The sequence below is a fragment of the Peptoniphilus gorbachii genome (assembly GCF_016908115.1).
GTDB lineage: Bacteria > Bacillota > Clostridia > Tissierellales > Peptoniphilaceae > Peptoniphilus_A > Peptoniphilus_A gorbachii.
Window position 1 is genome coordinate 79740 of the sequence record NZ_JAFBDH010000004.1, and the last position, 12998, is coordinate 92737.

At 31.9% G+C, this 12998-nt stretch carries 13 protein-coding genes; all 13 read right to left on the reverse strand.

The annotated features are described in order from the left end of the window. Nucleotides 1–208 precede the first annotated feature (208 nt). Nucleotides 209–1891 (reverse strand): sensor histidine kinase, encoded by a 1683-nt coding sequence (locus JOD41_RS04975; RefSeq protein WP_205051849.1) that lies wholly within the window; start codon nucleotides 1889–1891, stop codon nucleotides 209–211. Nucleotide 1892: 1 nt separating this feature from the next. Next, nucleotides 1893–2573, reverse strand: a complete 681-nt coding sequence (locus JOD41_RS04980; protein ID WP_205051850.1) for a response regulator transcription factor — start codon at nucleotides 2571–2573, stop codon at nucleotides 1893–1895. A 4-nt stretch (nucleotides 2574–2577) separates the two neighbouring features. Then, nucleotides 2578–3207 (reverse strand): phosphate signaling complex protein PhoU, encoded by a 630-nt coding sequence (phoU, locus tag JOD41_RS04985; RefSeq protein ID WP_205051851.1) that lies wholly within the window; start codon nucleotides 3205–3207, stop codon nucleotides 2578–2580. Continuing rightward, a complete protein-coding gene (gene pstB / locus JOD41_RS04990) occupies nucleotides 3207–3962 on the reverse strand; it encodes a phosphate ABC transporter ATP-binding protein PstB (protein WP_205051852.1) in 756 nt (251 codons plus the stop codon). Before pstB ends, phoU begins: the two co-directional genes overlap by 1 nt. Beyond that, on the reverse strand, nucleotides 3962–4843 hold the full coding sequence (gene pstA / locus JOD41_RS04995) for a phosphate ABC transporter permease PstA (RefSeq protein WP_205051853.1): 882 nt from the start codon (nucleotides 4841–4843) through the stop codon (nucleotides 3962–3964). The genes pstB and pstA overlap by 1 nt, the downstream gene beginning before the upstream one ends. Continuing rightward, nucleotides 4836–5753, reverse strand: coding sequence for a phosphate ABC transporter permease subunit PstC (pstC, locus tag JOD41_RS05000; protein WP_420825471.1), 918 nt, complete (start codon nucleotides 5751–5753; stop codon nucleotides 4836–4838). Before pstC ends, pstA begins: the two co-directional genes overlap by 8 nt. Before the next feature lie 19 nt (nucleotides 5754–5772). Next, entirely contained in the window at nucleotides 5773–6699 is a 927-nt protein-coding gene (locus tag JOD41_RS05005) for a substrate-binding domain-containing protein (RefSeq protein ID WP_205051854.1), read from the reverse strand. 208 nt (nucleotides 6700–6907) lie between these two features. Continuing rightward, nucleotides 6908–8035: a copper amine oxidase N-terminal domain-containing protein gene (locus tag JOD41_RS05010; protein WP_205051855.1), complete on the reverse strand. Its 1128-nt coding sequence runs from the start codon at nucleotides 8033–8035 to the stop codon at nucleotides 6908–6910. 154 nt (nucleotides 8036–8189) lie between these two features. Beyond that, entirely contained in the window at nucleotides 8190–9200 is a 1011-nt protein-coding gene (locus JOD41_RS05015; protein ID WP_205051856.1) for an aminomethyl transferase family protein, read from the reverse strand. A 164-nt stretch (nucleotides 9201–9364) separates the two neighbouring features. Next, nucleotides 9365–9874, reverse strand: coding sequence for a transcription repressor NadR (locus JOD41_RS05020; RefSeq protein WP_205051857.1), 510 nt, complete (start codon nucleotides 9872–9874; stop codon nucleotides 9365–9367). Nucleotides 9875–9881: 7 nt separating this feature from the next. Next, complete coding sequence (nadC, locus tag JOD41_RS05025) at nucleotides 9882–10727, reverse strand: carboxylating nicotinate-nucleotide diphosphorylase (protein ID WP_205051858.1); 846 nt, start codon at nucleotides 10725–10727, stop codon at nucleotides 9882–9884. Then, nucleotides 10699–11961 carry an L-aspartate oxidase gene (locus JOD41_RS05030; RefSeq protein WP_205051859.1) on the reverse strand — a complete coding sequence of 421 codons (1263 nt, stop codon included), beginning with the start codon at nucleotides 11959–11961 and terminating at the stop codon, nucleotides 10699–10701. Before JOD41_RS05030 ends, nadC begins: the two co-directional genes overlap by 29 nt. 1 nt (nucleotide 11962) lies before the next feature. After that, nucleotides 11963–12880, reverse strand: a complete 918-nt coding sequence (gene nadA / locus JOD41_RS05035; protein WP_205051860.1) for a quinolinate synthase NadA — start codon at nucleotides 12878–12880, stop codon at nucleotides 11963–11965. Between the last annotated feature and the right edge of the window lie 118 nt (nucleotides 12881–12998).

Consider the following 12998-nt stretch of genomic DNA (forward strand, 5'->3'; position numbering starts at 1 on the left):
TCCTATATTTACAATAATATTATCATTTACCGCCATTAATAATTAAAAATATTACTTTCGGAAATCGTAATATTTTTAAAATTCCAAGAAAAAGACTGGCTCATAAAGCCAGTCTTTAAGGAGTTATTAAAATGCAAGAGCAAATTATTTCTAATTATATTTTACCTTTCTCTTTTGTCTTTTTATTTAACATTTTCACTTTATATTTTTAATTTTTTTCCATTCTGTCTTTGCTTAAAATTATTTTAAAGCTTGTTCCCATGCCAAGCTTTGATGAAATTTCAAGTTTTCCGTCAATGGACTGCAACACGTGCTTTACTATGGAAAGTCCAAGTCCTGTGCCGCCAATTTTTCTTGACCTTGACTTGTCTACTCTGTAAAATCTTTCAAAAATCCTTGCAAGATTCTTTGATGGAATGCCTATGCCTGTGTCAACAATTAAAACTTCATAATGTTTTTCGTCTTCAGAAATTTTTATGTCTAGCTTACCGCCGTCTTTGTTGTACTTTAAACCATTATTTATAATGTTGGCAAAAAGTTCCCACATCATAGTCTTATTTTCAAATACAAGTCCATCGCCATCAAGACTAACAGCAATATTTTTTTCGTCAATTAAATTTCTTTGTGCCCTTAAAATATCTTTAATAAGTTCCTTTAATTTTATTTCTTCACGAGAAAAAGTTTCTTCAGTTTCCAGTCCAGATATTTTCATGATGTCTTCGATTAAATTTAAAAGTCTCTTAGAATCGTCATAAATTAATTTATAAAATTCTTCTTTATTGGCATCGTCTACCATTCCATTTACAAGAAGTTCTGAAAAACCACAAATTGATGTAAGAGGTGTTTTTAATTCGTGGCTTACATTGGAAGAAAATTCTTCACGAAGTCTCAAGGCCCTTATTTCTTCTGTTTCATCAATGAATAATATTACAACGCCTCTAACTTTTTTGTCTTCAAAAACTGGATTTACATAAAATTTAAATTCTCTATCTCCAATATTTGTAATGGATTCAACGGAAGAACCCATAAGGGCATCGTCAATTAACTTTAAAAGGTCATCATCTCTTATTAAGTTTAAAATATTTTCTCCAATAAGTTTTCTTTTGGAATTAAAAAGTTCCTTTGCAGAATTATTTACAGATAGCAAGTTTTTATTTTCATCTATAATTATTAGTGACTCTTTCATATTTTTTAAAATTGTCTCAATGGTATCCCTTTCTCTGCTAATTTCTCTATAATTGTCCTTTATAGTTTTATTTTGCTTATTTATTTTGTTGATAAAAGGACTTATCTCTGGAAACATTTCTGTATCAATTGTTAACAAATCTTCATTTAAATTATTTAAGGGTTCAAAAGTTTTCTTAGTAAGTCTACGTGAAACTGCTGTTGCTATTATAAATATTAAAATTGACATTAAAATATCTATTGGAAAAACTTTTCTAAAGGCACCAATGAGGTTATCCATCTCCCTTGACACTCTTAAAATACTACCATCGTCAAGTCTTAAACTTACATAGTAAAGGTCCTTGGAAAGAGTATTTGAAAATCTTTCAACTTCTGCAAAACCATTTTTTTGTGCCTTTATAACTTCAGGTCTATCCTTGTGACTAGGCAAAAAATTTGCATTTTCAGCTGAATCGTATAATACATCGCCGTCATCTTTTATAAGAGTAATCCTAAAATCTCTCTTCTTTTTTGCCACGCTATCTAAATAATTTTCGTCATCATCTATTCTCTTTAAAGTTTCGCTCATAGTAATGACTATATTTGAAAGGTCTCTGTTGGATCTGTCTACGTAGACAGAATAATAGATAAACATGGACACAATTGTTGAGAGAAAAAGTGTGAGAAGTGATATGCCTAGTAGGTATCTAAAAAATCTATTTTTCATATCAATCCTTCGTTGAAAGCATATAGCCCACGCCTCTTATTGTTTTTATATAATTTCTCTTGTCCTTTAATTTGTCGCGAAGAAGTTTTATGTGCATATCCACAGTTCTTGTTTCGCCTTCATAATCGTAACCCCAAATGTAGGTTAGAAGTTTTTCACGAGAGATGACTATTTCTTTATTTAAAATTAAATATTTTAAAAGTTCATATTCTTTAAAGGTGAAATCTACCTCTTCACTATCAATTGTTACAACTCTCTTTAAATTATTCATGACAATTCCGTTAAATTCCAAAATATTTTTATTTTTGTCGGAATTTGTTGCACGTCTTGCTATGGCACCAACTCTTGATAAAAGTTCCATTACAGAAAAAGGTTTTTTGATATAATCATCAGCACCACCATCTAGGGCAGAAATTATGTCATATTCAGAAGTCTTTGCTGTAATCATCATGACCCAAATATTTTTTGTGTCTTCTTTTTCCTTTAATTTTGTCAAAATTTCTGTTCCCTCAATGTCAGGAAGCATTATATCAAGAAGCACAATATCTGGTTTTTTTTCACTTAATTTTTCAAAAAAGTCGTTGCCATTCTCAAAGCAATAGACATCATAGCCCTTGCTTCTCAGCGAATATTCAATTAATTTTAAAATCGATGTGTCATCTTCTACTACATAAATTAACATTAAATCATCCTTCTATAGAAAACATTACCCACTTTGCAATATTTACAGCATGATCTGAAATTCTTTCCAAATATTTTGCAATCATAATAAAATCTATCGCAGCTGCGGGATCAAAATCTGATTTAATTATATCAATTAATTCGTCTCTTATCATTACAAAATAATTGTCGACAACATCATCATCGTCATCAATTCTTTTTGCTGATTCAAGATCTAAGTTTACAAAGGAATCAATAGATTTGTTTAAAAGAGCAATAGTTGATTCTGCCATTTGTTTTATAAGTGGAAATCTAGAAGTGTCATATTCATCAGGTAACATCATGCAAATATCTGCAATGTCTCTTGCATTATCTCCAATTCTTTCCATGTCAGTAATCATTTTTAGTGCAGAGGAAACTCTTCTTAAATCCCCCGCTGCTGGTTGTTGCTCTACAAAAATTTTTAAACATTGTTTTTGAATTATTCCTTCATAGACATCTGTTCTCTCTTCATAATTTGAAACTTCTTCAGCTACTCTTTCGTCTTTTTCATCTAATAGAGATATTGCTTTTTTTATTGAGCTTTCATTTAGCATCGCCATCTCTAAAAGTAAATTATTTAAATGTCTTAATTCTTCATCAAATTTCTTTCTCATTAGCCGAACCTTCCTGTTACATATAATTCTGTCTTTTCTTCCCTAGGATTTGTAAATATATCTACTGTATTTCCATATTCAACAATTACTCCATGAAGGAAAAAGGCAGTTTTATCAGAAATTCTTGAAGCTTGTTGCATATTGTGAGTAACCATTACAATTGTGTATTGTTCCTTTAATTCTTGTGCAAGATCTTCAATCTTTCCTGTAGAAATTGGGTCAAGAGCAGATGTTGGTTCGTCCATTAAAATTACTTCAGGATTTACTGCAATAGCTCTTGCTATACAAAGCCTTTGTTGTTGTCCACCTGAAATTGAAAGGGCAGATTTTTTTAAATCGTCTTTTACTTCATCCCAAATGGCAGCTTGTTTAAGTGATGACTCAACAATTTCATCAAGCTCAGCCTTATTTTTTATGCCGTGGGTCTTTGGACCATAGGCTATATTTTCATAAATACTCATTGGGAAAGGATTTGGTTGTTGAAATACCATTCCCACTCTTTTTCTAAGTTTATTTACATCATAATTCTTATCGTAAATATCTTCTCCATCAAGAGTTACTTCTCCCTCTATTCTACAACCTACTACTAGGTCGTTCATTCTATTTAAACATTTTAGTAAAGTTGACTTACCACAACCAGAAGGTCCAATAAAAGATAAGATCTCATTTTCCCTAATGTCTAAATTAACATTGTGAAGTGCCTGAAAATCTCCATAGTATAAGTCGAGATCTTTGACATTCATCTTAGATTGCATTATTCTACCTCCTTGAGTTTGTCTGCAAGTTTAGTTGATGACCAGTTGATTAAAAGAACAAGTAGCAAAAGTACCATGCCTGTTGCATAAGCTTCACCCACATGTTTACCTTCAGATGATAAAACATACATGTGTAGGGCTAGTGTCCTTGATGATGATTTAAGTGACGCTGGAAGGGATGTTGCTGTTCCCAAAGTGTACATTAAAGCAGCTGTTTCTCCAACTACACGACCAACTGATAAAATTATTCCTGATAAAATTCCTGGAATCGCAACTGGAAGTACAACCTTAAAAATTGTTCTAAGCTTGCCTGCTCCTAGTGCAAAGGAACCTTGTCTAATTGATGGGTGAACTGACTTTAGGGCTTCTTCTGTTGCTCTCATTATAATTGGAAGAATCATAATAGAAACAGTTAAAACACCAGAAATTACAGAGAAACCCATTTTTAATTTTAAGCCAAAGAATAACATACCAAATAGCCCATAAACAATTGATGGAATACCGGCAAGGGTTTCTGTTGCAAGTCTTATTGCCTTTACAAGTTTGTTTTCCACATCTGTGTATTCAACTAAGAATATGGCTGTGAAAATTCCAATTGGTGATGCAAATAAAATTGCAAGAACAACTGTAAGAAGGGTTGTAATTATTGCAGGTCCCATGGACACATTTTCTGTTGTGTAGTTTAGGGAAAGCATATCTGGTCTAAAGGATAAGGCTCCCTTAAAAACAACAAAGGCAACAATAAATACAAGGACTGCAAAGGTCATGGCTGAAAAAAGTCTTGTTGTAATTCTATAAAAGGATAGTCCCTTTATAAAGTGAAGTCCCAATACTAGAGCGACAAAAAATAATAATACGCCTATTGTAATATATTTAACCATTGTTTTCGCTCCTGTTCTTTACTATAAAAAATCCAATATTAATTAGAAGAATGAAAATAAATAGGACTGCTGCAGTCGCTATAAGAGCTTGTCTGTGTTCTCCAGCTGCATAAGCCATTTCAAGTACAATATTTGTAGTCATAGTTCTAATTCCCTTTAGAGGATTAAAAGTTAATCTGGTTTGATTTCCTGCAACTAATATTACTGCCATTGTTTCGCCAATTGCACGACCAACTCCTAAAATTATTCCAGCAAAAATACCAGACTTTGCAGCAGGTACCATTACTCTTGTAATTGTTTCATCATGAGTTGCACCAAGAGAAAGAGAGCCTTGGTAAAAAGACTTAGGAACAGTTCTAAGAGATGCTTCTGCCATAGAAATTATTGTTGGCAAAACCATTATAAGAAGTAGTATTGATGCAGATAACATATTCATACCTGTGCCGCCAAAAAGTGATCTGTTAATGGGCACTATAACTGTAAGGGCAAAAAAGCCATATACAATTGAAGGTATGCCTGTCATAAGATTTAGGGCAGGTTTTAAAATTTTATAAATGTTTTTTGGACAATCATAGGCCAAATAACAAGCTACCATTACAGAAACTGGCACTGCTGCAATACAGGACATTGCAGTTATTAAGATAGAGCCAATTACCATTGGTAGAATTCCATAAGAGGCTGGCACATTCATAGGTGCCCAGCTGTCATTAAGGACAAAGTTTTTTACTCCAATTTTTCCAATAAAACCAAAAGAGTCTTTAAAGATAAATATACATATCAATAACAAGAAGAAAATTGACAGTATAGAGCAAATTAGGAAGAAATATTTAAATACTTCTTCCTTTGTAAATGCTTTTTTTTGGTTTTCTTTATGGAGTACTTTTTTACTAGTATCTTCCATTTTATTCATTCCTTATACCTATTTACTATTATTTGCTAGCTTCTGCCCAGTCAGTTAATTTACCAGTAAAGATTTGTTGAAGTTGATCCATTGTTAAGTTTTCGCATCCATTTTCATTATTTACGATTACTGCAATACCGTCTCTTGCTATTACTGTAAATTCAAGAGCTTTCTTTTCTTCGTCCTTAAGTTCTCTTGATGCCATACCTAATTGTGCTGTTCCTTCCATTGCTGCAGTCATACCAGCAGAAGAACCATTAGATTGGATGTCAATTTGAACCTTAGGGTTTTTAGCCTTGTAAGCTTCAGCAAGTTTTTCCATTAGCGGAGAAACTGAAGTTGATCCAGCGATTGTAATATGTGCATCATTGTCAGTAGCTTCGTAAGCTGCACCAGTTGCATCTCCAACATAACCTTCTTCTTCACAAATTTTTTGTCCTTCGTCAGACATAATAAATGTGATTAAGTCTTTAGCCTTTGCATCTACATCAGCCTTGTAAGCAACATTAAAAGGTCTTGCAAGTTTGTAGTCGCCAGATTTGATGTTTTCAGGAGTAGCTTCAACGCCTTCAACTTTAACTGCCTTAACAGTTTCGTTTAAAGATCCTAGAGAAATATAACCAATAGATGCCTTGTCATTTTCAACAGTTGTAAGAACTGCATCAGTAGAAGATTGAACTGCAGCTTCAGCATAAGTGTTGTCAACTTCTTTGTCGCCGTCTTTTACAAGAACGCCAGTAAGTTCTGTGAAGGCAGATCTTGTACCTGAACCTTGTTCTCTTGAAATAACATTAATAGTTCCAAGATCAGCTGCGTTAGATCCCTTTTCTTCTTGTTTAGCATTTTCTTTAGGAGCATTAGCTGTTGCTTCTTCCTTTTTGTTTCCTCCACAAGCAACAAGAGATGCTGCTAAAGCAAGAATCATTCCAACTTTACCAATTTTTCTAATTTCCATTATTATCTTCCTTTCAAATATAATTTTTTATTTCAAAGACATTATAAGAAGCCTTTGTAAATTTGAAAGATTGCTATTGTAAATTTCATGTAAAATATTTTACAAAGTGTGAAAGAATGGTGAAAGTTTGTAAATTTTTTATAAATTATAAAGAGACCCGAATTAACGAGTCTCTATAAGTTAAAAAGTGAACTAATCCTACTAAATTTTAATACTTAACCATATAATTTGGAGATCCTACATTATCAGAATATAATCTCGTGTAAGAGTTGTTAGGATACAGTACTGTTGAGGATGTATAAGAATCTGTTCCAATGAAAAATCCTGTTTCACCATAAGTCTTGTGAGATTTTTCTACTACTAAAGCATTTTTATTCTTATCATAATATCCATATGTTTCAGTAAAATATTCAGAATTTCTATCTGATGCCAATATAATTCTATTAACAAGTTTATATCTTCCATTTCCTAAACTTGAAATATATGTGTACATGTCTACAGGATAATCTCCGTCATATTTTGTACTTCTATACCATGATCCTACAAAAATATCATCTGTGGATACAACATAATATGCATCCCTAAGTTGTTTTTCTTGAGCAACATTAGATTCTGTTTTTTTAACATATACAGTTTCTTCTTTTGCTTGAGTAGTTGGTTGAACATAGGCAGTCTTATAAGTTGTTACGCCATATCTTGATACTCCACTTACTCTATAATCGTAGAAATCATCGTAAACAGCATTAATAAGTTCATCTATTGTTCCAAATCTTGAAATATTTCCATTTACATTCATCTTGTAAGTTGCAATATTAATTGTGTATTCAGAAATAACTGTTTCTCTCTTTTCATAATAGTAGACAACTTTGTAGAAGGCATTGTACTTAGGATTGTCGCCAATATAAACTGCTTTATAATCACTAGAATAATCTACCTTTTCGCCAAAGGCTTCAGCAATTGCTCTTAGTGGTACGAAAGTTCTGTCGTCTCTTATTTCTGCTGGTGCATCTAAAAGAACTGTCTTACCATTTACCTTCATTTTATTTGAGCCAATAGTAAGTTCAACTGTTGTGCCGTCATTAGTCATTGTTACTTTTCTATTAGCTCCATCCCACTTAACATCATATCCAAGCTCTTCAGCTATAAATCTTATAGGAACATAAGTCCTATTATTTTTAATATAAGGATATACGTCACTATAAACAATATGATCATTTACAATAATACCATTTAAAGGTATGTCTCTTTCCTTATGCCTAACAGCAAATACATTTACTGTTGAAAGCAATAATAAAAAAGACAAAAATAAAACTAAATATTTTTTTGATTTTTTCATGTTTACTCCCTTCATTATAAAATATTTTAATTACTGCTTACCTATATTTCAATTGTAATAAACTCTTAATATAATATCAATACACTAATACGGTAAATTGATTAAGCTTATTCTTTAAATAAAAGTTAAAAGGAGCCAGTAACTGACTCCAATTTTATCCTCTTACTCTTTCATTTTCCTTGTCATAGAAAACTCTGTCGCATAATTTTGCTTTTACATTTCCAGATTTTGTCTTAATTTCAACAACTTTTCCTTCAAATGCAAAGTCTTTTTCAATTAAGCAGTAGCCAATGAATTTTTCAAGAGTATATCCATAAGTGAATTTTGTAACTTTACCAATTTCTTTGCCATCACAAAAAACAGGGTCCCCTGCTTCAACTTCTGCTTCTCCATCTAGTTCAAAGCCAAATAAATCTCTCTTAATATTTCCCTTTGCTTTTAAAAGAGCATCCTTTCCTATAAAGTCGCTGTCCCAGTGAACAGTAAAGCCATAGCCAACTTCAAGAGGATTTGTGCCTTCAAGTTCACTCATTAAAACATATCCCTTTTCTCCTGGCAAACTTCCAATAATTACATCAGTGGTAATATTTACTAGACCAAATTCTTCGCCTGCTTTTTTAATTTTTTCTTCTAATTTTTCTTTTTTATCGCTTTCAACATAAAGTTCATAGCCAAGTTCACCAGTAAAACCTGCTCTTGCAACCATAATATCTAAGTCGCCAACAGTATTTTCATCAATCGTGAAAAATTTCATAGAAGAAATATCCTTATCTACAATTTTATTTACAAGATCCTTTGATTTTGGTCCTTGGATGGCAAACATAGTTAATTTTGAAGTTATGTCCTTGTATTCCACATCGCAGCCATCTTTAAATTTGTCAAACCACTTAATCATCTTGTCGATGTATAAAGTTGAAATTAAAAACTTGTTTTCTTCTAATCTAAAGACAATTACATCGTCAATGATTTTCCCATCTTCATTTAGCATTGTAGTATAAAGTGCGTGACCTTCTTTCATGTTTTTTATGTCATTTACAAAAACTTTATCTAAAAAAGTTGCCGCATCCTTACCCTTGACATCTAAAACTTGGTGGGTAAAATCATAATAGCCAACGCCCTTTCTTACAGCTTCATGCTCTTTTCTTCTTAATACATCATTTTTCATAAAATCACTTTCCTTTATCGCATTATAACAATAAACTCCTTATAAGAAATATACCCCCTAAAAGTTTTTAAAAACAAAAAGCACAAGACATAAATCCTGTGCTTTTAAATAAGAATTATTTTTAAATTTTTATAATATTATCTTTACTGAAGTTAATTATTATTTTAATCCTCAATTAAGAATCCAAGTTCCTTTAAGACCACTTCAATTTCTTCAATTACTTCTTCATTATCTGCAAGGACTGTGTGAAAATGAACTCCACCAGTCAAAACATCTAAGGGTTTTGATTTTTCTTCCTTCATCTTTTCTATAAATATTTTTACATCTCGCCTAGAAGAACAATTTAAATCCTTTTTAATTTCTCCATAAACCTTGTGATGAACTATGACATCTTTTACTCTTCCACCTAGGTCTACTATGGCATTTAATTCTTTATTTATGTCCCTATCGCTGTGTTTAACTTTGAAAACTTTTTGAGTTCTCTCTTCATTTAAATAGTAGCCCCTATTAGTTGAGACAATATCTTTTCCACTAGCTCTAAGTATGGCTATATCCTGAACTATTACTTGCCTTGTTACATCAAATTTTTCTGCCAAACTTTCCCCAGACATAGGCTTTTGTTTTTCATATAAGATTTTTAATAGTTCCTCTCTTCGTGTTTTTGGATCCTTCATATTTTCCTCAATAGATTTTTAAATTCTTCATAGATAAGTCTAGGACTCCTGCCTGGTAAGTTATGGCACCAGATGAAATATAATCAATGTCAAGGTCCCTATATTCATTAATGTTTTCAAGGCTAATATTTCCTGAGCACTCAATTATTGCCCTTTTATTAATAATATGGGCAGCTTTTTTTATTTCTTCTATTTTCATGTTGTCTAACATTATTATATCAGCTTTTGCTTCTAGTGCTTCTTTCACTTGGTCAAAATTTTCTACTTCAACTTCAATTTTTTTGACAAAGGGATTTAGCCTTCTTACTTTTTCTATGGCATTTTTTATTCCGCCAGCTGCATCTATGTGATTGTCCTTTATCATAATTCCATCAGACAAATTATATCTGTGATTGTAGGCACCGCCAAGAGTTACTGCATATTTTTCAAAAATTCTCATGCCTGGTGTAGTTTTTCTTGTATCTAAAATTTTTACAGAATCACTATTAAGGGCAGTTACCATTTTTTTAGTATAAGTGGCAATACCACTCATCCTTTGTAAATAATTTAAGGCAGTCCTTTCGCCTTCTAAGATTGCCCTAGCCTTTGCCTTTACTATACCCACTAAGTCAGACTTATTTACCTCATCTCCATCAGAAAAATTAAATTCAAAGCTTGCATCTTCATCTAAGATTTCAAAAACTCTCTTAAATACATCAAGGCCTGCAATAATTCCCCTATCCTTTGAGATTAAACTTACCTCTCCCTCTTCATCTTTTAAAATTGCATCTGTTGTGATGTCGCCACTAGTCATGTCTTCTCTTAGAGCAGAAATGATAAACTCATCAATTACTATTGGCTTTAGCTCTCTCATCTTCTCTTATCCTTTCAAAAATAATCTTAGAATCTTTTTCTCTATCAAGCTTTTTATCATCAATTTGAAAATCTATTTCCCTATCTTCAAGTTTATTTTCATTTAAGTAATCTGCCAAAAGTCTTCCAAAAACAACGCACTCTAAAAGTGAGTTGCAGGCAAGTCTATTGGAACCATGAATGCCAACATTTCCTGCTTCTCCAACTGCAAAAAGTCCCTCTAAATTAGTTCTTCCAAAGCTGTCACATTCAATGCCGCCCATAGTGTAGTGTTGACATGGAACAATTGGTACATTTTCATGTCTTGGATCTATTCCTCTATCTTTTAATTCCTTAAATATCATTGGAAATCTCTTTGGAATTCTATCTTCTCCTAATGCTTTCATGGATAAATATTCAAAGTCTACCTTTTCTTTTTCCATTTCCCACAAAATTGCCTTTGCCACAATATCTCTAGGCTTCATTTCGTCGGTGAATCTCTCTTTTTTGTGGTTTAATAAGAGAGCGCCTTCACCTCTTGCAGATTCAGAAATCAAAAATTGTCTCTCTGCCCCTTCTTCATATAGGGAAGTTGGATGAAACTGAATGTAGGAAATATCCTTTAACTTGACACCATTTTTTATAGCCATGGCATAGCCATCGCCACATATATGAGAAAAATTTGTACTCTTATCAAAAATTCCACCTAGTCCACCAGTTGCAAGAACAACATTTGTAGAAATAAAAATTTCATCAAGAGACCTTGCTCCATAACACTTGCCATCTTTTACAATTAAATCAACAATAGGAGTGTCTTCAAATATATCTATATTGTCTCTTTCTCTAAGCCTTTTATAAAGGACATCTAAGATTCCCTTACCTATTTCATCATCAATGTGAAGACCTCTGGCTATAGAGTGACCTCCTTCTCTTGCATAATCAAAGTCACCATTTTTCATGTTGAATTTAACTCCAAGTTCAAGTAAAAAATTTATGGCATCTTGGGACATATCTACCATTTTTTCTACTGCCTGCAAATTATTTTTGTAGTGGCCTGCCTTCATTGTATCTTCAATAAAAGTTTTTCTATCAGATTCATCCTTTAGGACATTGATGCCACCTTGAGCAAGATAGGAGTTTGAATCTTCTAACTTTTTTTTAGTTACAAGGGCAATTTTATATTTTTCGCTTAATTCTAAGGCTGTGCTAACTCCTGCTAGTCCAGAGCCAATTATTAAAATATCATATTTTTTCATCTTATGCACCTAGCTCCAACATTCTTTTTAGAGGTATTAAAGCTTTTTCTCTAATTTCTTTATCTACCTCAACTTGATTTTCATTATTTGCAATTACCTTAATGACTTTATCAATATTTAATTTTTTCATGTCATTACAAATTGGACTTTTTCTCAATTTTCTAAAATTAATATTTGGATATTTTTTCTTTAGCTCAGTAAAAATTCCTTCCTCTGTAACAACTAGTACATCATCATATTTTCCAGCTTCATTAATAATGGCCTTTGTAGAACCTATAAAATCTGCTAAGTCTAAGACTTCTTTTCTGCATTCAGGATGAGCTAAAATTTTAACCTTGCCCTTAAAAGATCTCACATCATCAAGGTCGATTTCATCGTGAATAGGACAATAACCATCATTTAAAATAACATTTTTATTTGGAAGTGATTTTTTTATGTAGTCGCCAAGATTTTTATCTGGAACAAAAAATATATTTTTTTCCTTTAATTTATTTACAATTTTTGCAGCATTTGAAGATGTAACGCAAATATCTGAATAAGCTTTTATCTCAGCAGTGGAATTTATATAGGTTACAACTGCTAAATCATCATATTTTTCTCTCATCTCTTTAATTTTTTCTACACTTACCATATGTGCCATAGGACAATCTGCTCCAAGGTCTGGCATCAATACATTTTTACTTGGATTTAAAATCTTTACACTTTCTCCCATGAAGTAAACTCCAGCCATGACTATTGTCTTTTCTTTAAGCTCAGTTGCCTTTTGAGCTAGAAAAAAAGAATCTCCTATGTAATCAGCTATAGCTTGTATGTCCTCATTTACATAATAATGAGCAAGTATAACTGCATCCTTTTCTTCCTTTAATTTTTTTAAGCTTTCTACTTTTTCATCAAAGTTTAATTTTTCTAAATTTTCCAATTTTATCCAATCTCCTAATAAATTTTAAATAAAATTATATTACAAAGAAGAAGATGAGACAAGCCAAGTGTATATACACTTAAATTTTGAAAAATTTTTTTGTCTTAATTTTTATCAG